Here is a 23,701-nt window from a genome sequence, read left to right as displayed (position 1 = left end):
GCTCAGGCTTCGCCCCTTGCTCCGCGGACGCCTACCGCAACCACTCGGAGTCTCAGGCAGACAATGACATTCCCCAATATACAGCTTCCGCAGAGAGCTCTCATGCTTTCTCAGGGCGTCATCTCCGCGCCGAAAGCCAGCTTTTTCTCGTTGCCGGTCCTCATCGCCCTCACTGCTTTCATGGCGATCTCCGAAACGCCGGGCATCTTGAGGGATTGGACGATCAACCAGAATCCCGTCGTGCTTGATAGCGGCGATATTCGCGATGGAAAATGCTCGACGAGAAAGGGCTTCTTCACCAACTGCTCTGCCCATCTCAACTATACCTATAAGGGTCAGAGCTATGACAAGAATGTCGAGATCATGTTCGTCGACATCCATTCCGGAGATTATGACACGAATCTCGTCATTTCCGGTGATCACCCGGATTTGGCCACCCTGAGTCTCGGGCTGGACATGCTCTGGAACCGGATCATAACGCTCGCCGTGTTCGTCGCTCTTCTTGGCGGCACCTGCCTTGCGATGATTTTCCTGATCCTGCGCGTCTGGCGTGTTCGCGGGCAATTGCGCCAGCCAGCCCGGCTCGAGCCGGTGCCGGTGGAAATCACGGGATTCGATCGGCGGCGCAAGCGCTTGTCGGTGACCTATGCGGACAAGATAGGTGGAAGAAAGACCGGGCGAGCAGCCCATACGCATTTCGAGCCGGGGCAGGAGCCTCTGATCGTCGGCGAAAATGGCGGCAAGGCAGTCGGGCTTGCCGTCTGGCATGGAAATACGGCGCTCCCGGTGCTGCTGGATGAGCGGCTGGAGCGGATCGAGATGACGCCGGAGGAGCGCACGGCGGCACTCGCACCGCTGGCTGCCGAGTTGGGCGATTCTCGGCCGGGGCTCGTCGTGCAGGGAAAGAAGGGGTGGTCCATCAAGGCGCGGCTCGCAGCGGCCCTTCTCGTCATACTGCTGATCATCGGCGGTATTTTCGGCTACTGGCTTTGGTATGTGACCAGCGCAACGTCGCAATTTACGTCTCCCGCCATGGACATCAACAATATGATGCCGGAATCCGTCAACCGCTGGGGTTGCGACCAGCTGAAGAAGCGCTTCGGCGATCAGCGGGCGCCGTTTGGGTGCACCGCTTCCGACTATAGCAGCTGGAAGTGACCGCGGACCAATAGGCCGGCGGCCATCGCCGCGAGCGCTGGAACAGACAGGATCTGCGGGTCGCGGCTGCTTTGTATCGTGGGGGCACTGACGTTTGCCCCCATCCCACGCGAATTGCTATTGGCTTGTATAACACCCTGAGCAAGACGGGCGCTGTCAACGAGCCAGCCAGGAAGCGCCAAGCTGACGAAGTCGGCCCATATTCAGCCCTTCGATTGTCATCCCAGCTCTGGCACGGCGCGGCTGACGATCTCGATAAAGAGCTTTAGCGCGCCTCCCGAAGGCTCATTCCTGTGGGCAAGATGAAGGGGCGCTACGAGCTGTGTCCTTCGATCAAGCGGCAGATAGGCGATGCCGTTGGTCTCAAGCCGCGTCATCGAATTCGGAATGATCGAAATGCCGAGGCCCGCTGCCACGAGGCTGAGGGTCGACATGAGGCGCGGTGCTTCGTGCTTGACCTGCGGACTGAATCCCGCGCGGCCACAGGCCGCTATGATCGCATCGTAAAATCCCGGTCCGGACGGGCGTCGGTACAGGATGAAGGACTCGTCTGCCAGGTCGGACAGCTGGATCGGCGACGTGCGTCGCGCTCCCTTGGCGACAAGCCGATGACTGTCGGGCAATGCGACGAACATTTCCTCGTCGAGGATTTTGGACACGGTCAGTCCTTTCGACTGCTCGACTGGCGAGCGGACGAATGCAACGTCGATCAGCTGGGCACGCAGCGCGTCGATGAGATCGCTGGTGCTGGATTCCTCGAGCTTGATCCGCACGCCTGGAGAGATCTCGCCAAGCGAACGCACCGCCGTCGTCACCAGCGGATGGAAGGCGGCAGAGCTGGTGAAGCCAATGGCCAGGCTGCCTTCCTCGCCGCGCGCATTGCGGCGCGTTGCCTCCACGGCAAGATCGACCTCTTGCAGAATGATACGCGCGCGGTCGACGAATGTGCGTCCTGCCTCGGTCAATGCCACTCCGCGCGGCAATCGTTGGAAGAGCGTCGCCCCGACCAGATCCTCCAGATTTCGGATTTGCTGGCTAAGCGGCGGCTGTTGGATGCCCAGCCTCTCGGCGGCACGCGTGATATGACCCTCATCCGCGACAGTCACGGCGTAACGAAGATGTCGAAGCTCAATCATGTCATATCCTAAAAGTATGCAATTATCACTATCCATATATTAGACATGCGGGCGAGAGAAGTTTAAATTCTCCGTACCGCAGTGACCTAAAGACAGGCCGATCCATGGATACTCTTTCTCTCCCACACCAAAGCCAGCGTCTCTCTCCCACCGTGACCGATCTGTTTTGGGGATTTTTTACTCTCGGCCTCACGGGTTTTGGCGGCGTTCTGCCACTTGCCCGAAGAATGGTTGTCGAGAAACGCCACTGGCTTTCAGGTGAGGAATTCTCCGAACTGCTCGGGCTCTGTCAGTTCCTGCCCGGCGGTAACATCATCAACATGTCGGTTGCCATCGGCCTGCGGTTTCAAGGCGTTGCCGGCGCGCTCGCTGCTCTCTTCGGTCTCATCGCGGCCCCGACGGCGGTCGTCATCGCCATGGGCATCTTTTACGACCAGTTTCACGATAATCCATACGTCACACATATGTTCGCGGGCCTGGCGGCCGCGGCCGCGGGGCTTCTGATTTCCATGGCCATCAAGATCGTCATGCCGCTTCGCAAGCGGCCTGTGGCGATCGCGGTCGCCATGTTGTGTTTCATCGCGATCGCCGTCCTCAAGCTTCCTCTGCTGCCGACCATGCTGGTGCTGTCTCCCGTCAGCATCCTGGCAACCTGGAGGTTGGAAGCATGACATCCGACCTGATTGATCTGGCTACCATTTTCACCCAGCTCTCGCTTCTCGCCTTCGGCGGCGGAAATTCCATTCTTCCGGAAATGCACCGCGAGGTCGTCGACATCCATCACTGGATGACAGCCGAGGAGTTCGGCGCCCTCTTTGCCTTGGCTCAGGCGGCTCCCGGCCCAAACTTGATGGTGGTTCCGCTGGTCGGCTGGCATGTCGCCGGATGGGCTGGCGTGCTGGTGAGCTCTGCGGCGAAGTTCGGCCCTTCGTCGATCGTCACTGGCATCGCGCTGCATGTCTGGACCCGATTCAAGGATCGACCGTGGCGCAGGATCGTCCAATCCGGGCTGGTACCGATGACCGCAGGCCTGGTGACGGCGAGCGCCGCAGTCATCACTGAGGCCTCGGCGCCCAATCTCGTCCTCGCGGCAGTCGCGGCCGTGTGCGCCATCGTCCTGACAAAGACCAGCATACATCCCCTGTTCGTTCTGGGAGCGGGAGCGTTGATCGGGTTGAGTGGTCTCGGACAGATCTAAGCGCTTGAGATATAGCCAGAGATTTTATCCGTGCCTTGATGCTGGCTGAGGTTGAGGCCATGCTTGCGGCTGCGAAGGTGCTGGCGGGTCAGGGCAATGCGATATCATCGCCGGTCGCTGCATTTTTCTGGTTAACCGCGGCTTCGGTTTCAGAGATCAGCCAATCGATGAAGGCTTGGGTAGCAGGAGCGATCTTGCGGTCTTTTTGCGTCACGAGCCAATGCGCTGTTCTGGTGGAGGTGATCGTCTGCGGAAACGGCTGTACCAGACGTCCGGTCCGCAAGTGATCGGGGATGAGCAGCATGCGTCCTATCGCGATGCCTTGACCATCGAGCGCCGCCTGCAGGGTGATGTTGTAATCGGTGAGTTGAATGCTGCGGGCTTGGGAGAGATCCAGCCCCACGGCAGAGGCCCAGACCTGCCAGTCGACAGGTTTCTTGGCGAACAGCAAGGTATGGCGCAGCAAATCCTGCGGCGTGACGATGGCCCCACCCGACTGCAGGAGCATCGGGCTGACCACGGGGCTGAGTTGTTCGGCCATGAGCAACCGTGCATCGACCCCGGCCCAGCTTCCGTCGCCATAGCGGATGGCGATATCGGTCTCGCCGGCTGCGACATTGGCAACGCGCAGCGAGGGGTCGAGTTCGAGATCGATGTGCGGATGATGCGATTGAAATCTGTGCAGGCGCGATACGAGCCAATTTGCGGCGAAGGAAGGCAGGAGGCTGATGCGGACCACATTGCGCCCGCTCCTGCTGCGCAGGTCCGAGGTGGCGGCCGTGATCAGGCCTAACGCATCGGTGGTTCGTGTGCGATATTCTTCGCCCTCGGCGGTCAGAGCGATGCTGCGTGCCTTGCGCACGAACAGCGGCAGACCGAGGAATTCTTCCAGCTGGCGGATGTGATGGCTGACTGCGCTTTGCGTGATGAGCAGTTCCTCGCCGGCCCGCCGAAAGCTCATCAGCCGCGCGACGGCCTCAAAGACTCGGAGCGCCTGCAATGGCGGCAAGGTGGTGGAGGAACGCATTCGGTCTCATGCTCTCGCGGGCGTGCAATTGGGTCGGTCATCAGTCTATCGACTTGTTCAGACATTAGCCAGATCGATCAGTGAGGCCGCTGTTTTGAATTGGATATCTCAGGGCCGCGCGGCCGATAATACCGGCAGAGAGTCAGCAGGAGATGATGATGTCAGCCACCATAGCGGAGAAGCTTGCAACCCTTGGCCACACACTACCGATCGCATCGGTGCCGGTTGCCAATTACGTGTCGTTTGTCCGCACGGGCAACCTGTTGAGCATATCGGGACAGATCAGCCGTATCGATGACGAGAATGCCGTGCTCGGTATCGTCGGTGCGTCTGTCTCTCTTGAGGAGGGCCGCAGGGCCGCAGAGATCGCGGCAATCAACGTACTGTCCCAGATCGCTGCCGCAACAGACGGAGCGCTCGCAAGCGTGCGCCGCATCATTCGCCTGGGTGTGTTCGTGGCTGCTGCACCTGATTTTGCCCAGCATCCGCAAGTCGCCAATGGTGCATCGGATCTGATGGTTGCCGTGTTCGGGGATGCCGGGCGCCACAGCCGCGCCGCCGTCGGCGTCAGCTCATTGCCGCGCGGTGTCGCGGTCGAAGTCGACGCGCTTGTCGAACTGGAGGACTGACGGTGGCTAAAACGCTCGACATCGAACAGCTGCGCGCGGAAACACCGGGCTGCGCCACCGGCACGCATTTCAATCATGCCGGCTCCTCACTGGCCTCGAATACCGTGCTGGCGGCCTTGACGGAACATCTGCGGCGGGAGTCGCTCCATGGCCCCATGGAAGCTGCGGCTAATGCTGCGGGTCTCATCGATGAGGTGAGGGCCGATGCCGCCGGCCTGGTGGGTGCAACATCAGCCGAGATTGCCTTTGCCAGCAGCGGTTCCGCCGCATGGGGTCTGGCCTTTGCTGCTCTGCCTCAGCTTGTTGCGGGCGATCGCATTCTGGTTGGCCGTCAGGAATGGGGCGGCAATCTGTCGACCATGCAGGCGGCGGCCAAACGGGCAGGCGCCCGCATCGAGACCATTCCCGCCAACGAAGACGGCAGCGTGGATGCCAGTGCCCTCGCCGACATGATCGATGATCGCGTTCGCCTTGTTGCGCTGACGTGGCTTCCGGCGAATGGCGGGCTCATCAACGATGCGGCTGCCATCGGCAAGGTGACGAGAGCGGCTGGCGTTCCCTATTTCATCGATGCGGCGCAGGCGCTCGGCCAGCTTCCCGTGGATGTTGGCGCCATTGGCTGCGACATGCTCAAGGGCTCGGGCCGGAAGTTTCTGCGCGGGCCGCGCGGCGTTGCAATTCTCTATCTGCGCAAGGCATTCCTGGAAAAACTGGACCCTGCCTATCTTGATGTCCTTTCGTCATCATGGGGAGAGGACGGACCCAATGTGCGGACGGATGCACAGCGCTTCGAGACAAGCGAAAAGCCCATTGCCTTGCTGTTGGGGCTGGGAGCGGCGCTGAAGCAGGCGCGCCATCTTGGCGTCGATGTCATCCGCCAGAGGATCAAGGATCTTTCCGGGCAATTGCGGGATCAGCTCGGCTCTATTCCCGGTGTCATGGTCCAGGATCTCGGGACAGAGAAATCGGGATTGGTCTCATTTACCGTGGCCGGCGTTGCGCCGCAGACTATTCGCAGCAAGCTTGCGGAAAAACAGATTGCAATCGCGGCAAATGGCATACCTTACACTCCGCTTGATATGACCGCGCGCGGCCTCACCGAGATTGCGCGTGCGTCGGTGAGCTATCTGAATACAACGGATGAAATCGACCGTCTTTGCGACAATGTTGCTGCTCTCGCGCAGCAGGCGGCTTGACGGAACAAGGGACAGGTGAAGACAGGATGGATCTGGGAATCAGAGGCAAGCGGGCAATCGTCTGTGCGAGCTCGAAGGGGCTCGGTCGCGGCGTTGCCGAGAAGCTGGCGGAAGCAGGCGTCGACCTGACGTTGAATGCGCGCACGGAATCCGCGTTGCGCGCAACGGCAAGGGAGATCGCCGATACTTATGGCGTCAAGGTGCAGATCGTTGCGACGGATGTCACGACGGAGGAAGGCCGCAAGGAGCTTCTGGCCGCCGAACCGCAACCGGATATCCTGGTCAACAATGCCGGTGGCCCGCCCGCGGGCCTCTGGTCGGATTGGGGCGAGGAGGAGTGGCTGAGCGCGGTCAATGCCAATATGCTGACGCCGATCTATCTGATGAACGCGATCCTGCCCGGCATGATCGAACGTCAATGGGGCCGCGTGGTCAATATCACCTCCGGCTCGGTCAAGTCGCCCATTCCGCAGCTCGGATTGTCGAATGCCGCTCGCGGCGGTCTCACCGGTTTCGTGGCCGGAACGGCGCGGCAGGTGGCGCGCCACGGCGTGATCATCAACAACCTGCTGCCGGGCTCGCATGAGACCGACCGGATCAGGGGACTGTTGGAAAAGACCTCGGAAACCAAGGGTATTTCCATCGAGCAGGCCCGCACTGAGGCCCATGCCGCCAACCCGACAGGGCGGTTCGGCACAAAGGAGGAGTTCGGGGCTGCCGCCGCGTTCCTCTGCAGCCAGTATTCGGGCTTTATTGTCGGACAGAACCTTCTACTTGACGGCGGCGCCTTCAATTCGACACTGGGATGAAAGCGCTCGCAGGTGCCGCCCGAACCTGCTCTTCGCCGACCCGGTCGCCTTGCTCAATCACCTGTCCGCAATGACGTGGACAGGCTGAAGCTTTCCCTATGCGGTCATTGATGATGCAGCACGCTCAGGCCACCATCCACGGTCAGGCTCGTGGCATTCATGAACGGGCATTCGTCCGAGATCATGAAAACTGCGGCAAGCGCGATCTCCTGGGGCGTGGCGATGCGACCGCCCGGATGCAACTTCATCGTTTCCGCCTTGGCTTTCTCCGGATCGGGAAAGCTGTTCCAATAATCGACGGCCTTCTGCGTGGCGACATAGCCGGGCGCGAGCGCGTTCACGCGCACATTCTTCGGCGCATATTCGATCCCCAGTGACTTGGTCATGCCCAGAAGCGCGTGCTTGGCGAGCGGGTAGGGGAAGGTGTGCGGAATGATCGTGAAGGCATGGGTCGAGGCGATATTGAGGATGACACCGCCGCCGCGAGCGATCATGTCAGGCAGGACGGACCGGCAGCAATTCCAGGCGCCCTTGAGGTTGATGTCGAAGCAACGCTGCCAGTCCTCATCCGTCGTCTGCAACGGTTCGGCAAAGACGTTGACGCCGGCATTGTTGACCAGCGCGTTGATGCTGCCGATCTCGCCGGTGGCTCTGGCCACGGCTGCGCGCACCGCTTCGGCATCGGTGATGTCGGCGGCCTGGTAGCCAAGCCTGGCGCCGCTTTCCTTCAGCTTGCCTGCTGCATGTTGCAGAAGGGTCTCGTCGCGATCGATGAGGAAGATGCTGGCATCCTCGGCTGCACAAGCCTCGGCGATGGCTAACCCGATTCCCTGGGCGGCTCCGGTAATGAAGACGCGTTTTCCAGAAAGGCGATTTGGCATTCGGCATTCCTCTTTCAATTTGGCCCGGCAATCCGGGTGGTGATCTGGTCGCGAACTATTCCGGATATCTTTGCGGCTGCAGGTGGATCGATCCCGCAAGGGTTTCCCCCGGTCGCAGGATCTTCAAGTCTCCCAGGTCGGGAAGGTTATGACCGTTTGCGATATGGGTCATCGGCTCGAAACAGAAATAATCCTGGCGAAAACTCGGGTTGAAGCTCGTGTCGGGGATGAAGATGAATGCATGCCTGACCGATGTGTCGGCAGTCAGTCGCAGGCTGGCATGTCTCTCCGGCCAGATGATCTCCGCCTTGCCGCTCCATCCCTCGAAACCGTTGTTGACCCAGCGACGCGGCAGCGGTGAAGGCTGGGAGAAATCGAGATCGGCGGGGATGTCGGCGCGTTCGCCCGGCAGCCAGCCTTCGGTCTCCGTCCAGAATCGTTGCGCTGGCGCAAGCAGGGTCGTTTCAGGGGTGAGCGGGAAATAGGGATGCCAGCCCAGCCCGAAGGGCAGTGTGTCCTTGCCGGTATTCTTGACGCTCATATGAAGCGCCAACCCGTGGGATGAGAGGGTGATGGTCTGTTTTGCCTCGTAGCCATATGGCGTATCGCCCTCCGGATGACGAAAGCCGATCTGCAATTCGTTTACGCTGCGTGAGAGGATGGACCACTCTCCCTGCCAGCCATCGCCGTGCAGATAATGGGGATCCGAGGCCGTGTTCGGTCGGAACTGATAGTCTCGCCCCTCAAATACGAAACGATTGTTTCTTATGCGGTTGCCGAAGGGAACGAGGGGATAGCAGGCGGAGGAAAATGCATCGGCACCGTCTGGAGCAGGCCGCAATAGAGCGATCGTGCCGCCATCCATCATCCAGGAATAATCAAGCAGCACGCCGCCGGAAGTCGAGATGCGCACTGAAAGCGCGTCGTTCTGCAAATCGATAATGGTCATGAAGCGGTCACTTTTCTCGCGCGATCAAGATTGTTGCCGAATGGATCGACACTCGATATCCGTCCCATTTGGCGTAGATATATATGATTTATTTTTCCAATTCCGCCAATTTCTCATGGATTTTATCCAAATTGTTTTGCGAATAGCGCATTAGCAATGATGTTCGATAGATATGAGCTGTGGTGGCGATATAAAAATCATACACAAATATTGACTGGTATGATGTTTTTTCATATTCAAGGCCTTCGGTCCAGTGGACTGAAGATACGGCTTAATTGTTATACAAATAATTGACTCGTATTACAATATAACTTAGGGAAGTCGAGCGGTTCCTCAGGAGATGGATGGGGACGCGCAAACAAAGGGAGAGAGATCATGCGCTTTTTCAAAGCGGCAATCCTTGCCGGCACCTTTGCCGTTCTGGCTGCCGGCTCCGCTTTTGCGGAGGACGTCAAGATCGGTTTCATCGTGAAGCAGCCCGAGGAGCCATGGTTCCAGGACGAATGGAAATTCGCTGACCAGGCCGCCAAGGAAAAGGGCTTTACGCTCGTCAAGATCGGCGCGGAAGATGGTGAGAAGGTCCAGTCGGCGATCGACAATCTCGGTGCGCAGGGCGCTCAGGGCTTCATCGTCTGCACGCCGGACGTCAAGCTTGGGCCGGGCATCGTCGCCAAGGCAGCAGCCAATCAGCTGAAGCTGATGACGGTGGACGATCGTCTTGTCGACGCCCAGGGCAAGCCGCTGGAAGATGTTCCGCATATGGGCATCTCCGCCACGAAGATCGGTGAAACCGTCGGGCAGGCGATTGTCGACGAAGTCAAGAAGCGCGGCTGGGACATGAAGAATGTCGGCGCGATCCGCGTCTCCTATGATCAGTTGCCGACGGCGGTCGACCGCGTCGAGGGTGCGATCTCGGTATTGAAGGCCGCGGGCTTCCCGGCTGCCAACATCTATGATGCTCCGCAGGCAAAGACCGACACGGAAGCTGCGCTCAACGCCGCCACCACGGTCCTCAACAAGCATGCCGACATCAAGTACTGGGTCGCTTTCGGCCTCAACGATGAAGCTGCCCTGGGCGCGGTGCGTGCGTCGGAGTCCGTTGGCATTCCGGCCGCCAATATGGTCGCGGTCGGCATTGGCGGCGCGGATTCGGCAATCAATGAGTTCAAGAAGCCTTCCGCCACCGGCTTCTTCGGCACGGTCATCATTTCACCGAAGCGCCACGGCTATGAAACCGCGCTGAATATGTATGACTGGATCGCCAATAGCAAAGAGCCACCGAAGCTGACGCTGACCTCCGGCTCGCTTGCCTTGCGCGGCGATTATGAAAAGGTTCGCAAGGACCTCGGCATCGAATGATCATCTGGTGAAGATGATTATCGTCCCGGCGGCGCATGTGCCGCCGGGGTATCTTTTCGATGGAGCGAAGATGGATTTCCTCGAATTCAAGAGCATCTCCAAGGGCTATCCTGGGGTCCAGGCATTGTCCGACGTCTCCTTCGGCGTGAAGAAGGGTGCGGTACACGGATTGATGGGCGAAAACGGCGCCGGCAAATCCACGCTGATCCGCGTGCTTTCCGGCGATCAGGCGGCGGATACGGGCAGCATCGTCATTGATGGCGTGGAGCAGAACTATAGTTCCGTCCGCGATGCTTTTCATGCCGGCGTCATCGTCATTCACCAGGAACTCCAGCTGGTGCCGGAGCTGACAGTCGCCGAGAACCTTTGGCTCGGGCGTTTTCCCGGCAAGGCCGGCGTCATCGACGGCAAGACCCTGGTCGAGACGGTTCGCACCAGGCTTAAGGAAATCGGCATCGACGTCGATCCCGCGGCCAAGGTTTCCTCGCTTTCGATCGGCGCCCGCCAGATGGTGGAGATCGCCAAGGCCGTCATGGTCGATGCGCGGGTGATCGCGCTCGATGAACCCACCTCGTCGCTGTCTTCACGCGAAAGCGAAATCCTCTTTTCCCTGATCGACAGGCTGAGAACCAAGGGCACCGTCATCATCTATGTTTCGCATCGCCTGGATGAGATCTTCCGGCTCTGCGACAGCCTGACCGTCCTCCGCGACGGCAAGCTTGCGGCGCATCATCCTGACATTGCGAAGACGACGCGCGAGCAAATCATCGCGCAGATGGTTGGCCGCGAGATCAGCAACATCTGGGGTTGGCGCGACCGGCCGTTGGGCGACATTCGTCTCGATGTCCGAACGCTCTCCGGTTCCAAATTGCGCAACCCGATCAGCTTTTCCGTTCGCAAGGGTGAAATTCTCGGCTTCTTCGGTCTCATCGGTGCCGGTCGAAGCGAGATGGCGCGCCTTCTCTATGGCGCAGACCATCGCCATCAGGGCACGGTGACCATCGATGGCGTTGCGGTTTCACCCAACAATCCGAAGGCTGCCATCAGCGCCGGCATGGTTCTCTGCCCGGAAGACCGCAAGTTTGACGGTATCATTCAGGGGCGATCGATCGAAGAGAACATCGCAATCTCTTCAAGGCGGCATTTCTCGCCCTTCGGCCTGTTGAACGCCAGGAAAGAAGCTTCGGTCGCCGACCAGTTCATTGCCAAGCTCAGGGTCCGCACACCCTCCCGCAAGCAGGACGTCGTCAATCTTTCGGGCGGCAACCAGCAAAAGGTCATTCTCGGCCGGTGGCTTTCGGAGCAGGGTGTGAAGGTGCTCGTCATCGATGAGCCGACGCGAGGCATCGATGTCGGCGCCAAGTCGGAGATCTATGAGATCCTCTACGAGCTGGCGGCCGGCGGAATGGCGATCGTCGTCATCTCCAGCGAGCTTCCCGAGGTCATGGGTATTTCCGATCGCATCATGGTCATGTGCCAGGGTCGCATCGCCGCCAATGTCCCACGGGCCGATTTCGACGAGCGCAGCATTCTGACCGCGGCGCTGCCCGACAAGAATGCCGCCGGCACACTATAATTCAGGAACGATATGATGAACTCGGTGAAAAAAATTCTTCTCGGCGAACAGGGTCTGGTGGTGATCTTTGCGATCGCCTTCGTGATCGTCTCGCTCTTCGTTCCGAGCTTCCTGACGGAACGCAACATGCTCGGCCTGCTGCAGTCGGTTGTCACGATCGGCATCGTCGCCTGCACGATGATGTTCTGCCTGGCCTCGCGCGATTTCGATCTGTCGGTCGGCTCGACCGTCGCCTTTTCCGGTATGGTCGCCGTCATGGTGTCGAATGCGACTGGCTCCATCCCCCTTGGCCTACTGGCCGCGCTGATCTGCGGCGGCTTCGTCGGCGTCATCAATGGCGTGGTGATTGCCAAATTCCGCATCAACGCGCTGATCACCACGCTGGCGACGATGCAGATCGTTCGCGGGCTTGCGCTGATTGCCTCGGATGGCCGCGCCGTCGGCATCAACGACCCGGCCTTCTACCAGCTGGCGCTGTCGCGCTTCCTGACCGTGCCGACGCCGATCTGGATCATGGTGCTGCTGTTCATCGTCTTCGGCTTCGTGTTGAACCGCACCGTCTTCGGCAAGAATACACTGGCGATTGGCGGCAATCCCGAGGCCTCACGGCTTGCCGGCGTCAATGTCGTCAACATGCGAATCTGGATCTTTGCATTGCAGGGCCTTGTTTGCGCCATTGCCGGTATCCTGCTTGCCTCGCGCATCACCTCGGGTCAGCCAAATGCGGCAACGGGGCTCGAACTCTCGGTCATCTCAGCCTGTGTGCTCGGCGGCGTATCTCTTGCCGGCGGCCGCGCGGCGATGACCGGTGTAATCGTCGGCGTTCTCATCATGGGCATCGCCGAAAACGTCATGAACCTGCTCAACATCCAGGCCTTCTACCAATATCTGGTGCGCGGCTGCATTCTGCTGATTGCCGTTCTGCTTGACAATCTGCGCTCGTCGGCGGCAGGGCATCGCGCCCGCTAGTCAGGATCAGATTCTCCGGGAGAAGCTTGGCGGACTTGCTGTTGCGCATTGATGCCTGGGCGTGGCGTGCCTCATGATCGTCACCGGGTCAGCGGAAGGGAGTGCAAGTGATGAGTACGCGTTTGGAGTCGTTGCGGACGACACAGGGCGGCGGCGCGCCCGAGCAGGGAAAGCGCAGCGTGCGCGAGGAACTGCTGAAGAAACTCATCGGGCAGATTGTCTCGGGCGCTCTGGCGGAGGGCTCGATCCTTCCCAATGAAGCCGAGCTTTCCGAGGTCTACGGCGTTAGCCGCACCAGCCTGCGCGAGGCCATGCAATATCTGTCGGCGCTGGGAATCGTCCGCTCTCGCACGCGGGCCGGCACCACGGTGCTTCCTCGAGAGAACTGGAATTACCTGGATCCGCTGGTTCTCGATGCGACCCTGGCACTCAGTAATGATCGCAGCTTCTACGATTCCCTGCTTGACGCCCGGCAAGTGCTCGAGCCCGCCGCCGCTGCACAGGCGGCCGCCAATGCCACCGCAAAGCAGCTCGCGCAGATCGCCGAGGCGTTCGAGGATATGGTCGCCGCCAATGCCCGCGACAACGAGGCATGGAGCCAGGCGGATCTGGAGTTTCACACCGCCATCATCAATGCCAGCGGCAATTGGGTTTTCCGTCAATTTGCCACCGCCATCCGCGCAGCCCTGCTTGCAAGTTTCCGTCTGACCAACCGGGCCAGCCAGTCGCATGAATATGCGATCGCCCGGCATCAGGATGTTCTCGATGCCATCCGCATGCGCCGCCCCGACGCTGCTCGCTTCGCCATGGAGCAGTTGATCGGAACGGCCAGGATGGAGCTTAGCGACGCCCTGCGTGCTGCCAAGCCAAAGGAACTGTCGGACTAGGCCGCGATCGCCTGCAAGCAGCCAGAGGCCCGATTTGCGTCCGTGCATCTCAGGCAAAGCGAGTTTGACAAACTTTGCCAAAATCAGCTAGCTTGGGGGCAATATGGAGGTTCGAATGGCCACGATGAACGTATCCCTGCCGGATCCGATGAAGGATTGGGTCGAGGCGCAAGCCAGGACCGGGCGATATTCCAATGCCAGCGACTATGTGCGCGATCTCATTCGCCGGGACCAGGCGCGCAGTGACAAGGTTGCCGCCATGCAACGCTTCGTCGACGATGGTCTGAACAGCGGTGTCGGCAGCCGGTCGAAGGACGAGCTCTTTGCCGCGGCGATTACGCGTGCGGAAACGACGCGCGACAGCAAATAATGGCCTTCATCCTTTCTGCCGCAGCGGAAGAGGACATCATTGCGATCGCCGAGCAAGGTGTCCGCATGTTTGGATTGGCTCAGGCCAGGCGGTACCATGACGAGCTTTTCGCCGTGCTGGACCTGATTGCCGCCAGTCCGCGAATGGCACGCGAGCGAGAAGAGATTTCGCCGCCGGTCAGAATCCACCCATTCAAAGCCCATCTGGTCGTCTACCGGATCGAAGAAAGCGGCGCCATTCTCGTCATCAGAATACGCCATGGACATGAAGACTGGATCGGCGATCCCGCTTAAAGCATTTCCAGGAAAAGTGCGCAGCGGTTTTCCGTCCGGAAATGCGTAAAAACAAAGAGATAGAGCCCTTTCACGATTCGAAGAAAAGCGAAAGGGCTCTAGGTGCTGCTTTCGAGGCTCCGCATTTCGGCATCCATCCAGCTGCAGAATTGCCGGACGGCTCTCGATTCAGAGCGGCGCCGGTAGCGATATGTCCCGGTCTCGACCGGCTTATATCCGGGCAGGATGACAAGCGCGCCCGATTTCATTTCCCGGCCTGTGAGAATCGTCGGTGCCAGCACCGTCCCGAGACCGGCAACGCAAGCATGCAGCGCCGCATCGTCCGTGTCGAAAGCATGGGCGAGGGAAAGGCTCGACAGCGTAATGTCAGATGCCTCGCACCAGAGCTTCCAGTCCCAATTTCCAACGGAGCATTGAAGCGCCGGTATGTCCGAAACGGCGATTTCCTGACGGTTGGCAGCCTTTGCCAGCAGGCTCGGAGAAATGACGGGACGGCGCAGGTCGCTTGCAAGAAAGTTCCAGCCCTCGGCTGCTTCCGTCGCCCGGAAATAGCGGATGCTGACATCGGAGTCGGGAACGATCGGAAAACCCCGTGCCGAACTCGTCTCCACCCGAACGCGCACCTGGGGGCAGAGCGTGCGGAAACGATCAAGCGACGGGATGAGCCAGCGCAGCGCGAGCGATGTGGTCGCGTGGACACTGATCTCGTTTTCATCGCGGTAAAGGGCATCCGCCGAACGCTCGATGAGCCCGATCGCCGGCGCCACCTCCTGGTAGAACCTCCGTCCCAGGTCGGTTAGGGAAACGGTGTTGTTGCCCCGGTGGAAGAAGTTCACCCCGAGCTCGTCCTCGAGCTTCTTGAGCTGGTGGCTGACCGCGCCGGATGTAACACCAAGTTCGGCGCCCGCGGCCGTCAGGCTGCCGGTGCGGGCCACGATCGCGAATACCCTGATGGCATTAAGGGAGATGCGGTGCTTTTCGAGCATGAATTTTTCTCAATCTCCCCTCAAATTCCTCGTTTGAGTGCCGTCCGAAAATCAAGCACAAGCTGGCGCATAAAGCCTCTCAGAATAAGAAATTTGCTCAAGAAGAGCCGCGCCAATGCCAGAGCCATAGCATGAGTGGCGGCCGAGGCAGCATTAGTTTCTTTATTCTTGGCGATTGAGGAAGACACCGCCTTTTCCTTGTTTTGGCGGAAACAAAAAACTACTCGTTTCCAAAGGTTCCTGATGCCTCCCCTTCCACATCGCTATCGCGACTTGATCCTGTCTTCCGCACCGATTGCCCGGATGCCGTTCCGCTCGCCGACAGCCCGTGCCGTTGCGGCACTGTCGCTCACCCAACTCATCGGTTGGGGTGCGACCTTCTACCTGCCGGCGGTCACCGGCCCGGCTATGGCTGGAGAGCTGGGCATGGCGCTCCCCATGATCATGGCAGGGCCGACGGTCATGCTTGTCGTCATGGCCATCGTGTCCTGGCCGCTGAGCGCCATCTTCGAGCGCCACGGCGCACGCCCGATCATGGCTTTCGGGTCTCCCCTTGGCGCCGTCGGCCTCTTGATCATGGGCCTGGCCTATGGCCCCGTGTCCTATATCCTGTCGTGGATCATTCTCGGCCTGGCCGGCACCTGCATGCTAACCACGCCGGCGCAGATCGCGGTAACCGAGATCGCCGGTGAGAAAACACGCCAGGCGCTTGGCGTGCTGATTCTGGCGGGCGGGCTGACCTCCACCATCGTCTGGCCACTGACAGGACTTTTGCAGGATCAATGGGGCTGGCGCACGACGACACTGATCTATGCCGCAGCCATGCTGTTTGTCTGCATGCCACTGCATTGGTTCACGCTTGCACGCCGGCCCCGGGAGCAATCGGCAGCCAAGGCGACAAGCGAGCCCGCACCCATCGACAGGCCGAGTTTCCTCCTGCTGGCCATGAGCTTCGCCGGCAATGGCTTTATAACCTGGGGATTTGCCCTCACCATCATCATCCTGTTCGAGGCAGCAGGTCTCGATCATGCCAGTGCGCTGACGGCCGCAGCCTTCATTGGCATTGCGCGATGGGCCGGGCGCGGGGTCGATTTTCTCGGTGGCCGGCGCTGGTCCGGCTTCCTGACCGGCCTTGTCGCCTCTGCCCTGTTTCCGCTGAGCTTCGCCGTCCTTCTCCTGACCAGCAGCTTTGCCGGCGCCATGCTCTTCGCATTGCTCTACGGCATTGCCAGCGGCGTCACCGCCGTTACCCGCGCCACGCTGCCGTTGCAGATTTTCCCCAGCGATACCTATGCTCGCGCATCGACACAGCTGGCGGTGCCGCTCAATCTCTCCTTTGCCGCTGCTCCGCCTCTCTTCACCGCCATCATGACATACTGGGATCCCCACGCCGCCCTATGGCTGGCGCTGGCTATCTCGATCTTCGCCTTCGGCACGCTTCTCGGTCTTTCGTTGCTGCGCAACCGAACGAAATACGCATCGCAGGAGAATTGAATTCAGAGGCGAGTGTATCTTCACCTCTGCATCAAGGCGTCGCGGAATTTATCCAGAATTAGCATGAATTCATTCGATTTATGTGGATTGTTATATGACCGAATGAATTGCATCCATGGGGCATCCAGCCGGCAGGCTTGAAAGTTCGTTTCTTTTCGCGTGCGGGGAGGTGCCCAGATGACGATGAATGCCGACGTTCCACTTTACATCGGCGGCAGCTGGCGGAGGACTGCGGAGACCTTGCCGATCATCAATCCGGCAACCGAGGAGATTATCGGAACCGTTGCCATTGCCGGCCCGCAGGATCTTGAGGATGCGCTGGCCGCTGCAGCCGATGGGTTTCGTAGCTGGAGCCGCACCTCACCATGGAAGCGGTCCGAAATTATCCTGAAGGCCTGTGCTCTCATGCGCGAGCGCATCGAGGATATCGCGCGATCAATCACGGTTGAAAACGGCAAGTCGCTTTCCGAAGCGCGGCTCGAGGTCATTCGCGGCTGCGAGTTCTTCGAATGGGACGCCGGCGAATGCGTCAGGCTTTATGGTCGCGTCATCCCGAGTGAGCCGGGCATCCGTTATACCGTCGTGCACGAACCGATCGGCCCTGTCGCGGCTTTTTCACCGTGGAACTTCCCGATGAGCCAGCCGGCGCGCAAAATTGCCGGTGCCCTTGCCTCGGGCTGCTCGGTCATCATGAAGGCTTCGGAGGAAACGCCGAGCGGGGTCATGCATATTGCCAAGGCCTTTCAAGATGCCGGCCTGCCGGCAGGCGTGTTGAACCTCGTCTTCGGCATTCCCGCGCAAATATCCGAATTCCTCATTCCCCGCCATGAGATCCGGATGATCGCCTTTACCGGCTCCACGGCCGTCGGCAAACACCTGACCGAGATTGCTGCCCGCCATATGAAACCGGCGCTGATGGAACTCGGCGGCCACGCTCCCGTGATTGTCTGCGACGACACCGATCCTGTCGCGGCCGGTATCCTCTGCGCCAGCCGCAAATACCGCAATTCCGGCCAGGTCTGCACCTCGCCGACGCGCTTCTTCGTCCATGAGGGCATCTATGAGCGCTTTACCCAAGCTTTCGTGGAAAAGGCTCAGTCGGTCAAAGTCGGTGACGGTCTTGACCCGGCAACGCAGATGGGCCCCGTCGCCAACGGCCGCCGCATCGAGGCGCTGCAGGCGCTGGTCGATGACGGCCGGGCGAAAGGAGCGAAGATCCTTTGTGGCGGCCACAGGCTGGAAAGACGCGGCTATTTCTTTGCGCCGACGGCGTTAGCGGAGCTGCCCGATGATGCCCGCGCGATGCGCGAAGAACCCTTTGGTCCGTTGGCGCTGATCAACCCGGTCCGCTCCATCGACGAGGCGCTTGAAAAGGCAAATTCATTGCCTTTTGGCCTTGCAGCCTACGGATTTACCCGCTCGGCCGCCAATGTCGACAGGATCGTGACGGGCCTTGAAGCCGGCAATGTCTCGATCAACACACTTGAAGCATCCCGTGCCGAAACGCCGTTCGGCGGCGTCAAGGAAAGCGGCCTTGGCCGCGAGGGCGGAAGCGAGGGCATCCTCCACTATATGATCGTCAAGAACATCTCGCATCTCATAGAGTGAGCGCGCGTCTCTTCCATCGGCACGTGCTAGCGGGACGCCGATGGGGGAGAGCGCATGGCGGTCAGCGCCCTTTGATCATCGCCAGCAGCGTTTGGGAAAGAACCGTCTCCTCGCTTCGCAATTCCATTAGGATATCGAAGTGATTGCGGCCGGATATTTCGAGCGTTTGCAGCGGATAGCCAAGTTCGCTCCAAGCCTCGGCGAATGCGGTTGATTGGCGCTTGAAGCCCGGAGCTTCCTTCTCCGCCCAGGCCACCAGTATCGGGCATCCAAGTGATGGCAGACGTCGAATGGGGCTCAAACTATCCACCTGCTGCGCATCGAGCGAAAGCCATTCCTGCGGAAAGCTGGCGGCGAGCGGTGCGAGCTCGAACAGGCCGCTCATCGGCAGGGCGGACTTAATGGCGTTTTCTGGCAAGTCGAAGTCTTTATGCCATCCGCCTGCGAGCAGCATGCCCGTGAGGTGGCCGCCGGCCGAGCTGCCGCCGATATGGATGCGCTCACGATCGATGCCGTAGCGGCCGGCGTTCTGCCAGAGGAAGGCGAGAGCGGCGCGCACCTCACGAACGATCTCGGAGAGGCTGACGGTCGGCGCAAGACGATAATCGACGACGGCCGTCATGACGCCGGCCTTGGCGAGCATCCCGGCCATCATCGCGGAATCGTGCTTGGATAGTGCCCGCCAGTAGCCACCATGAACGAAGAGGAAAACGGGGCGTAGCCCGTCGACAGTCTCGGGTCCGAAAATATCGAGCGTCTGGCTGCTCTCATGATCGTAGACGATATCGGCAAAGCGGAGCCACTCACCGCGTACCTCGTCCGAGGCCGCGCGATAGGCATGCATCTCCTCTGGGAAGTTGTCACCGACGGTGGCACGCGCATTGTAGTCGACGTCAAGCCGTTCTCGCGGCCAGGTCCCCTCTGATATCAGCGCGCTGGCGAAACGGTTCATCATCTTCTCCTGAAGCTATCTCAAAGAACGAGGCCGGAGGCCCGGTTTTCGATCATTCTGACAATATTGAGCGCGGTCATTTCCGAGGACTTCGGGTTGGTCGCCAGAGGCCGGTTCTGCAGGCGGATTTCGAGCAGGCCGAAATCGCCCTCGGCGCGGATTTCGTGGGCATTGAAGCGAGCGTTCGGGTCGGCAATCAGCGTCACGCGCGTCCGATCGAGGCCGATGCCGGCAAGCGAGGTGATGACGGCGACATTGGCGTTCTGCGGAAAGCGGTCGGCCGCGTCGCGCGCCGATCCCTCGAAGAAAGAGAGCGGCTCCCGTAGCGCGTCGAGATCGCAGAGCGTCTCGGCTGCGGTCCCGAGCCAGGCCTTTGGCGGCTTGATGATGCGGTGTTCGACATCCATGAGATTGAGTCTGGACGCTGCTGCCAGCGCATCGACGCCGCCGATCGCGCCCGGAGGCACAAGTAATTTCCGTCCCTTGGTTTCCGCAAGCGTTACCAGCTCGGAAAACGCTGCTTCATCGATGAGGCCCGAAGTTGAGGAGACGGCAAAGTCCATGCCGGCGGCGAAGGCTGCACGGCCGAAGGGCAACACGCTGTCTCGTCCAGCCGCCTCCACGGCCAGCGTCGCGCCCGTCGCGGCAAGATCGCCCGGTTCTGCTATGAGCCGCGCTCCGGCGGGCAGGTCGACACGTTTGCGTTCGGGATCGCGGACGGCCACGGCGACGATGGCAACAGGAGAGTTACGCTCGGCCAGAAGTGCTGCCACACGCTGGTTGATCGCACCCCAGCCGACAAGACAGATAGCTTCAGATTCCGACATATGCTTGCACCCGCTCGTAATCCCGATCGAGATCGGCGCCATTGCCAGACCAGACGCTTCGCCCCTTCTCGATGATATAGTGCCGGTCGGCGAGCCGCTTCAGCACGGCGAGATTCTTGTCGACGAGAAGGATCGATTGGCCAGCTGCCCGCAACTTTCCAATCACGTTCCAGATCTCCGCGCGGATGACGGGCGCCAGCCCCTCGGTTGCCTCATCGAGAATGAGCAGCCATGGATTGGTCATCAGAGCGCGGCCGATGGCCAGCATCTGCTGCTCACCTCCAGAGAGCGTTCCGGCGACCTGTTCGGCGCGCTCGCGCATGCGCGGAAACAGCTCATACACCCGCTCCAGCGTCCAGCCATCGGCGTATTTCTTGCGGTTGGCCGCGGTCGCCACCAGATTTTCCCGCACGGTCAAGGTTGAAAAGATTTGCCGTCCCTCGGGGACGAGGCCTACTCCGAGCCGGGCAACACGCTCCGGCGGCTGCCCGGTCATCGGATGGCCACCAATCGTTACCCTGCCACCGCGGGCGGGAACGAGGCCCATGATCGTCTTGATCGAGGTGGTCTTGCCCATGCCGTTGCGGCCCATGAGCGTCACGCATTCGCCCTTGGCGACCTCGAGTGAAATATCGAACAGCACCTGGCTGTGGCCGTAGCCGGCTTGAAGTCCCTCGACGCTCAGCATAGTTCGTCCTCGTTTCCGAGATAGGCCTCGCGCACCTCCGCGCTGTCAGCGATTTCCTCGGCACTTCCCGTCATGATGATCCGCCCGTACACAAGCACCGAAATGCGATCGGCAAGCGCGAAGACGGCATCCATATCGTGTTCGACGAGCAGGATCGTCACCGTGCCGCGCAGGCCCTTTAGCACCTCGATCATATCAAGGCTTTCGGCATGGCCGAGACCGGCCATCGGCTCGTCCAGCAGCAGGACCTTTGGCCGGCCGGCGAGCGAAACCAGAAGCTCAAGTTGCTTTCGCTCTCCCTGAGAGAGGTCGTCGACAATGATGTCAGCACGCTTGCCGAGGGGGCTTTTGCCGAGCAGTTCGTCGGTCTCTTCCCAGACCTCGCGGCGCCCCGTCATGCGATCAAAGATGCGTAAATTGCCGCCGAGCCTTGCCTGGACAGCGACGGCCATGTTCTGCCGCACGGTGAATTCGCCGAGCAGGCTCGTAACCTGGAATGTGCGCCCGAGCCCAAGGGCGACGCGCGCGGCGGGTGCCAGTCTTGTTACATCCTGACCGGCGAAGAGGATCCGGCCTTCGCTCGGCAAGAGGTTGCCGCAGAGCTGGTGAATGAGCGTCGATTTCCCGGCGCCGTTCGGGCCGATCAGGGCATGGATATGCCCCTCTTCGAGTGTGAAGCTGACATTGTCGGTTGCCGTCAGCCCGGCGAAACGCTTCACCAGGCCTTGTGTTTCGAGGATCACCGTCATGCCGCCCTCCTGCGAAAGCGGGCAAGGACGCCATTGATGCCGCCCTTGCTGCCGAGCACCACGACCAGCAGGAGGATGCCGAGAATGAGCTGCCAATGTTCCGTCCAGCTTGCCAGATAGGTCTGCAGGAAAATGAAGGCGGTTGCTCCGAAGATCGGGCCGACGAAGGTGCCGACGCCACCGAGGATGATCATGATCATCAGCTCGCCGGATTTGGTCCAGGCGAGCGTGTCGGGGCTGACGAAACGCATGAAGACCGCCATCAGCGCGCCGGCGAGTCCTGCGCCCATGCCTGACAGCACGAAGGCGAAGAGCTTGTAGCGGAACGGCTCGATGCCAAGCGAGATCATGCGCTTCTCGTTTTGCCGGATGCCGACGAGCATGGTGCCGAAGGACGAGCCGATCACACGGTTCAGCCAGACGAAGTAGAGGACGGCAACGGCGAGGATCACGAAATAAACAGCCGTCTTGTCGCGCAGCCCGATCCCGAACAGCGTATTGGCATTGCGCACGATGATGCCGTCGTCGCCGCCATAGGTTTTGAGCGAGACGAAGAAGGAGAACAGCATCTGGGCGAAGGCGAGAGTGATCATGATGAACTGCACGCCGCCTGTCCTCAGCGCCAGCGCGCCGACAACGAGCGCCAGCAGGCCGGAGACGAGAATGGCGACAGGTATGGTGATCAGCAGTTGGTCGGTGCCCGGAATGAAGCCGAAGAGCGGCACGCCCTCTGCATGATGATAGTAGAGAATGCCGACGACATAATTGCCGATGCCGAAGAAGGCGGCGTGACCGAAGGACACCATGCCGCCCGAGCCGAGCGCCAGGTTGAGGCTTGCGGCAGCAATGGCATAGATCATCACGCGGGCAACAAGGCTTGGAAGCGCCGGCTGGCCGAGAGCGGGCGCCACGTATGGCAGGGCCGCGAGACAGGCGATCAGTACGAGATAGAGAAAGAGGCGGCGCATGGTCAACCTTTCGTCGGAAAGAGGCCCTTCGGCTGGACGAGCAGCACGATAGCCATCAAAAGGTATATGCCCATGGAGGAGATGCCCGCACCGAGCGCATCCGCATCCGGACCAGCCATAAGGTGACGCAACAATCCCGGCATGAAGGCTCTAAGCCCCGTGTCCAGCACGCCGAGCGTGATGCCGGCCACGAAAGCACCCTTGACGGAGCCGACGCCGCCGATGACGACCACGACGAAAGTGGCAAGCAGGATCTGTTCACCCATGCCGACCTGAACGCTGACGATCGGGGCCATCATGAAACCGGCAAGACCGGCCAGCATCGACCCCAGTCCGAAGATCAGGGTGTAGAGCAGCTTGATATCGACGCCGAGGGCTCGCACCATGTCGCGGTTGGTCGAGCCGGCGCGGACCAGCATCCCTATGCGGGTGCGGTTGATCAACAGATAGAGGCCGAGCGCCACGAGCAGACCGACGAGGATGATCAGCAGGCGAAAGGGCGGATAGAGAAGCCCCGGCAGCAGTTCGATCGGTTGCGACAGCATCTCGGGAAGCTGCAGAAAGACCGGCTGCCGACCAAACAGCAGCACCGTCAGTTCATTGAAGATGAGGATGAGGGCGAAGGTGGCCAGGACCTGATCGAGATGGTCTCTTTCATAAAGGCGCCGCATCACGCCAAGCTCGACGACGATGCCGACAATCGTCGAAGCGACCAGTGCGGCAGGCAGGCCCAGCCAGAAATTGCCGGTGGCATTCGCCACCCAGGCACCGGCAAAAGCGCCGACCATATAGAGCGAGCCATGGGCAAGATTGATGACGCCCATGATGCCGAAGATGAGGGTCAGCCCGGCGGCCATCAAAAACAGCATGACGCCGTAGAGCAGGCCGTTGAGCAATTGTTCAAGGATAAGGGTCATTGCGCGGTCCAGCGACCTTCCGTCGGGCGTGAATCGAAGCCAAAGCGCAATGGCCCGGGCGCGCGAGGCGTCGCC

25 protein-coding genes are annotated in these 23,701 nt (G+C 60.4%); 14 read left to right on the top strand and 11 right to left on the bottom strand.

Features of this window, described 5'->3' with window-relative positions; translation table 11 throughout:
* The first annotated feature begins 102 nt into the window (after positions 1–102).
* Complete coding sequence (locus ACQZ6F_RS31475; protein WP_449095936.1) at positions 103–1,158, top strand: hypothetical protein; 1,056 nt, start codon at positions 103–105, stop codon at positions 1,156–1,158.
* A 218-nt stretch (positions 1,159–1,376) separates the two neighbouring features.
* Here the strand turns inward: ACQZ6F_RS31475 and ACQZ6F_RS31470 are convergent, their stop codons facing one another.
* Positions 1,377–2,294 (bottom strand): LysR family transcriptional regulator, encoded by a 918-nt coding sequence (locus tag ACQZ6F_RS31470; RefSeq protein ID WP_449095935.1) that lies wholly within the window; start codon positions 2,292–2,294, stop codon positions 1,377–1,379.
* A 104-nt stretch (positions 2,295–2,398) separates the two neighbouring features.
* Here ACQZ6F_RS31470 and ACQZ6F_RS31465 point away from each other — a divergent pair, with 104 nt between their 5' ends.
* Complete coding sequence (locus ACQZ6F_RS31465; RefSeq protein ID WP_449095934.1) at positions 2,399–2,965, top strand: chromate transporter; 567 nt, start codon at positions 2,399–2,401, stop codon at positions 2,963–2,965.
* Positions 2,962–3,492, top strand: a complete 531-nt coding sequence (locus tag ACQZ6F_RS31460; protein WP_068394306.1) for a chromate transporter — start codon at positions 2,962–2,964, stop codon at positions 3,490–3,492. The genes ACQZ6F_RS31465 and ACQZ6F_RS31460 overlap by 4 nt, the downstream gene beginning before the upstream one ends.
* An 88-nt stretch (positions 3,493–3,580) precedes the next feature.
* On the opposite strand, the gene gcvA is transcribed toward ACQZ6F_RS31460, so the two are convergent.
* Positions 3,581–4,519 (bottom strand): transcriptional regulator GcvA, encoded by a 939-nt coding sequence (gene gcvA / locus ACQZ6F_RS31455; RefSeq protein ID WP_449095933.1) that lies wholly within the window; start codon positions 4,517–4,519, stop codon positions 3,581–3,583.
* A 158-nt stretch (positions 4,520–4,677) separates the two neighbouring features.
* Here gcvA and ACQZ6F_RS31450 point away from each other — a divergent pair, with 158 nt between their 5' ends.
* The 3 genes from ACQZ6F_RS31450 to ACQZ6F_RS31440 are packed head-to-tail and all read left to right on the top strand — an operon-like array spanning position 4,678 to position 7,153.
* Positions 4,678–5,148, top strand: coding sequence for a RidA family protein (locus ACQZ6F_RS31450; protein ID WP_449095932.1), 471 nt, complete (start codon positions 4,678–4,680; stop codon positions 5,146–5,148).
* A 2-nt stretch (positions 5,149–5,150) separates the two neighbouring features.
* The gene (locus ACQZ6F_RS31445) at positions 5,151–6,344 is read left to right on the top strand and encodes an aminotransferase class V-fold PLP-dependent enzyme (protein ID WP_449095931.1); all 1,194 of its coding nucleotides are present in this window, start codon (positions 5,151–5,153) and stop codon (positions 6,342–6,344) included.
* 26 nt (positions 6,345–6,370) lie between these two features.
* Positions 6,371–7,153 carry an SDR family oxidoreductase gene (locus tag ACQZ6F_RS31440; RefSeq protein ID WP_449095930.1) on the top strand — a complete coding sequence of 261 codons (783 nt, stop codon included), beginning with the start codon at positions 6,371–6,373 and terminating at the stop codon, positions 7,151–7,153.
* A 104-nt stretch (positions 7,154–7,257) separates the two neighbouring features.
* Here ACQZ6F_RS31440 and ACQZ6F_RS31435 read toward each other — a convergent pair whose 3' ends face one another.
* Both ACQZ6F_RS31435 and ACQZ6F_RS31430 read right to left on the bottom strand, forming a co-directional pair.
* Positions 7,258–8,034: an SDR family oxidoreductase gene (locus ACQZ6F_RS31435; RefSeq protein WP_449095929.1), complete on the bottom strand. Its 777-nt coding sequence runs from the start codon at positions 8,032–8,034 to the stop codon at positions 7,258–7,260.
* Between the two features lie 55 nt (positions 8,035–8,089).
* A complete protein-coding gene (locus tag ACQZ6F_RS31430) occupies positions 8,090–8,983 on the bottom strand; it encodes an aldose 1-epimerase (protein WP_449095928.1) in 894 nt (297 codons plus the stop codon).
* Positions 8,984–9,358: 375 nt separating this feature from the next.
* On the opposite strand from ACQZ6F_RS31430, the gene ACQZ6F_RS31425 reads away from it, so the two are divergent.
* The 6 genes from ACQZ6F_RS31425 (at position 9,359) to ACQZ6F_RS31400 (ending at position 14,437) form a co-directional block, all read left to right on the top strand.
* Entirely contained in the window at positions 9,359–10,342 is a 984-nt protein-coding gene (locus ACQZ6F_RS31425) for an arabinose ABC transporter substrate-binding protein (RefSeq protein ID WP_077472077.1), read from the top strand.
* Between the two features lie 70 nt (positions 10,343–10,412).
* On the top strand, positions 10,413–11,918 hold the full coding sequence (gene araG, locus ACQZ6F_RS31420) for an L-arabinose ABC transporter ATP-binding protein AraG (protein WP_449095989.1): 1,506 nt from the start codon (positions 10,413–10,415) through the stop codon (positions 11,916–11,918).
* 15 nt (positions 11,919–11,933) lie between these two features.
* The gene (gene araH / locus ACQZ6F_RS31415; RefSeq protein WP_077472076.1) at positions 11,934–12,887 is read left to right on the top strand and encodes an L-arabinose ABC transporter permease AraH; all 954 of its coding nucleotides are present in this window, start codon (positions 11,934–11,936) and stop codon (positions 12,885–12,887) included.
* Between the two features lie 110 nt (positions 12,888–12,997).
* Positions 12,998–13,774, top strand: coding sequence for a FadR/GntR family transcriptional regulator (locus tag ACQZ6F_RS31410; protein ID WP_068394329.1), 777 nt, complete (start codon positions 12,998–13,000; stop codon positions 13,772–13,774).
* A 115-nt stretch (positions 13,775–13,889) separates the two neighbouring features.
* Positions 13,890–14,144 (top strand): type II toxin-antitoxin system ParD family antitoxin, encoded by a 255-nt coding sequence (locus tag ACQZ6F_RS31405; protein WP_449095927.1) that lies wholly within the window; start codon positions 13,890–13,892, stop codon positions 14,142–14,144.
* Entirely contained in the window at positions 14,144–14,437 is a 294-nt protein-coding gene (locus ACQZ6F_RS31400; RefSeq protein ID WP_449095926.1) for a type II toxin-antitoxin system RelE/ParE family toxin, read from the top strand. The genes ACQZ6F_RS31405 and ACQZ6F_RS31400 overlap by 1 nt, the downstream gene beginning before the upstream one ends.
* A 98-nt stretch (positions 14,438–14,535) precedes the next feature.
* On the opposite strand, the gene ACQZ6F_RS31395 is transcribed toward ACQZ6F_RS31400, so the two are convergent.
* Positions 14,536–15,423 carry a LysR family transcriptional regulator gene (locus tag ACQZ6F_RS31395; RefSeq protein ID WP_449095925.1) on the bottom strand — a complete coding sequence of 296 codons (888 nt, stop codon included), beginning with the start codon at positions 15,421–15,423 and terminating at the stop codon, positions 14,536–14,538.
* Positions 15,424–15,666: 243 nt separating this feature from the next.
* On the opposite strand from ACQZ6F_RS31395, the gene ACQZ6F_RS31390 reads away from it, so the two are divergent.
* Both ACQZ6F_RS31390 and ACQZ6F_RS31385 read left to right on the top strand, forming a co-directional pair.
* A complete protein-coding gene (locus ACQZ6F_RS31390) occupies positions 15,667–16,917 on the top strand; it encodes an MFS transporter (RefSeq protein WP_449095924.1) in 1,251 nt (416 codons plus the stop codon).
* A 183-nt stretch (positions 16,918–17,100) separates the two neighbouring features.
* Positions 17,101–18,525 (top strand): NAD-dependent succinate-semialdehyde dehydrogenase, encoded by a 1,425-nt coding sequence (locus ACQZ6F_RS31385; RefSeq protein WP_449095988.1) that lies wholly within the window; start codon positions 17,101–17,103, stop codon positions 18,523–18,525.
* 61 nt (positions 18,526–18,586) lie between these two features.
* On the opposite strand, the gene ACQZ6F_RS31380 is transcribed toward ACQZ6F_RS31385, so the two are convergent.
* The 6 genes from ACQZ6F_RS31380 to ACQZ6F_RS31355 are packed head-to-tail and all read right to left on the bottom strand — an operon-like array spanning position 18,587 to position 23,626.
* Positions 18,587–19,477 (bottom strand): alpha/beta hydrolase, encoded by an 891-nt coding sequence (locus ACQZ6F_RS31380; protein WP_449095923.1) that lies wholly within the window; start codon positions 19,475–19,477, stop codon positions 18,587–18,589.
* Between the two features lie 20 nt (positions 19,478–19,497).
* The gene (locus ACQZ6F_RS31375; protein WP_449095922.1) at positions 19,498–20,304 is read right to left on the bottom strand and encodes an aspartate dehydrogenase; all 807 of its coding nucleotides are present in this window, start codon (positions 20,302–20,304) and stop codon (positions 19,498–19,500) included.
* Entirely contained in the window at positions 20,291–20,992 is a 702-nt protein-coding gene (locus tag ACQZ6F_RS31370) for an ABC transporter ATP-binding protein (RefSeq protein WP_449095921.1), read from the bottom strand. Before ACQZ6F_RS31370 ends, ACQZ6F_RS31375 begins: the two co-directional genes overlap by 14 nt.
* Positions 20,986–21,741, bottom strand: a complete 756-nt coding sequence (locus ACQZ6F_RS31365; RefSeq protein ID WP_449095920.1) for an ABC transporter ATP-binding protein — start codon at positions 21,739–21,741, stop codon at positions 20,986–20,988. Before ACQZ6F_RS31365 ends, ACQZ6F_RS31370 begins: the two co-directional genes overlap by 7 nt.
* The gene (locus ACQZ6F_RS31360; RefSeq protein ID WP_449095919.1) at positions 21,738–22,709 is read right to left on the bottom strand and encodes a branched-chain amino acid ABC transporter permease; all 972 of its coding nucleotides are present in this window, start codon (positions 22,707–22,709) and stop codon (positions 21,738–21,740) included. The genes ACQZ6F_RS31365 and ACQZ6F_RS31360 overlap by 4 nt, the downstream gene beginning before the upstream one ends.
* Positions 22,710–22,711: 2 nt before the next feature.
* Entirely contained in the window at positions 22,712–23,626 is a 915-nt protein-coding gene (locus ACQZ6F_RS31355) for a branched-chain amino acid ABC transporter permease (protein ID WP_449095918.1), read from the bottom strand.
* Between the last annotated feature and the right edge of the window lie 75 nt (positions 23,627–23,701).

The organism is Rhizobium sp. A22-96, from assembly GCF_053521805.1.
Note: the sequence above shows the minus strand (reverse complement) of the source record. Positions and strands in the feature narration are given on the sequence as shown.

Coding starts and splice junctions, on each gene's coding strand:
- ACQZ6F_RS31450 (WP_449095932.1), top strand. CDS start 4,678: ATGTCAGCCACCATAGCGGAGAAGCTTGCAACCCTTGGCCACACACTA.
- ACQZ6F_RS31365 (WP_449095920.1), bottom strand. CDS start 21,741: ATGACGGTGATCCTCGAAACACAAGGCCTGGTGAAGCGTTTCGCCGGG.
- ACQZ6F_RS31465 (WP_449095934.1), top strand. CDS start 2,399: ATGGATACTCTTTCTCTCCCACACCAAAGCCAGCGTCTCTCTCCCACC.
- ACQZ6F_RS31395 (WP_449095925.1), bottom strand. CDS start 15,423: ATGCTCGAAAAGCACCGCATCTCCCTTAATGCCATCAGGGTATTCGCG.
- ACQZ6F_RS31405 (WP_449095927.1), top strand. CDS start 13,890: ATGGCCACGATGAACGTATCCCTGCCGGATCCGATGAAGGATTGGGTC.
- araH (WP_077472076.1), top strand. CDS start 11,934: ATGAACTCGGTGAAAAAAATTCTTCTCGGCGAACAGGGTCTGGTGGTG.
- araG (WP_449095989.1), top strand. CDS start 10,413: ATGGATTTCCTCGAATTCAAGAGCATCTCCAAGGGCTATCCTGGGGTC.
- ACQZ6F_RS31360 (WP_449095919.1), bottom strand. CDS start 22,709: ATGCGCCGCCTCTTTCTCTATCTCGTACTGATCGCCTGTCTCGCGGCC.
- ACQZ6F_RS31425 (WP_077472077.1), top strand. CDS start 9,359: ATGCGCTTTTTCAAAGCGGCAATCCTTGCCGGCACCTTTGCCGTTCTG.
- ACQZ6F_RS31380 (WP_449095923.1), bottom strand. CDS start 19,477: ATGAACCGTTTCGCCAGCGCGCTGATATCAGAGGGGACCTGGCCGCGA.
- ACQZ6F_RS31470 (WP_449095935.1), bottom strand. CDS start 2,294: ATGATTGAGCTTCGACATCTTCGTTACGCCGTGACTGTCGCGGATGAG.
- ACQZ6F_RS31475 (WP_449095936.1), top strand. CDS start 103: ATGCTTTCTCAGGGCGTCATCTCCGCGCCGAAAGCCAGCTTTTTCTCG.
- ACQZ6F_RS31355 (WP_449095918.1), bottom strand. CDS start 23,626: ATGACCCTTATCCTTGAACAATTGCTCAACGGCCTGCTCTACGGCGTC.
- ACQZ6F_RS31400 (WP_449095926.1), top strand. CDS start 14,144: ATGGCCTTCATCCTTTCTGCCGCAGCGGAAGAGGACATCATTGCGATC.
- ACQZ6F_RS31375 (WP_449095922.1), bottom strand. CDS start 20,304: ATGTCGGAATCTGAAGCTATCTGTCTTGTCGGCTGGGGTGCGATCAAC.
- ACQZ6F_RS31390 (WP_449095924.1), top strand. CDS start 15,667: ATGCCTCCCCTTCCACATCGCTATCGCGACTTGATCCTGTCTTCCGCA.
- gcvA (WP_449095933.1), bottom strand. CDS start 4,519: ATGCGTTCCTCCACCACCTTGCCGCCATTGCAGGCGCTCCGAGTCTTT.
- ACQZ6F_RS31430 (WP_449095928.1), bottom strand. CDS start 8,983: ATGACCATTATCGATTTGCAGAACGACGCGCTTTCAGTGCGCATCTCG.
- ACQZ6F_RS31460 (WP_068394306.1), top strand. CDS start 2,962: ATGACATCCGACCTGATTGATCTGGCTACCATTTTCACCCAGCTCTCG.
- ACQZ6F_RS31440 (WP_449095930.1), top strand. CDS start 6,371: ATGGATCTGGGAATCAGAGGCAAGCGGGCAATCGTCTGTGCGAGCTCG.
- ACQZ6F_RS31385 (WP_449095988.1), top strand. CDS start 17,101: ATGAATGCCGACGTTCCACTTTACATCGGCGGCAGCTGGCGGAGGACT.
- ACQZ6F_RS31410 (WP_068394329.1), top strand. CDS start 12,998: ATGAGTACGCGTTTGGAGTCGTTGCGGACGACACAGGGCGGCGGCGCG.
- ACQZ6F_RS31370 (WP_449095921.1), bottom strand. CDS start 20,992: ATGCTGAGCGTCGAGGGACTTCAAGCCGGCTACGGCCACAGCCAGGTG.
- ACQZ6F_RS31435 (WP_449095929.1), bottom strand. CDS start 8,034: ATGCCAAATCGCCTTTCTGGAAAACGCGTCTTCATTACCGGAGCCGCC.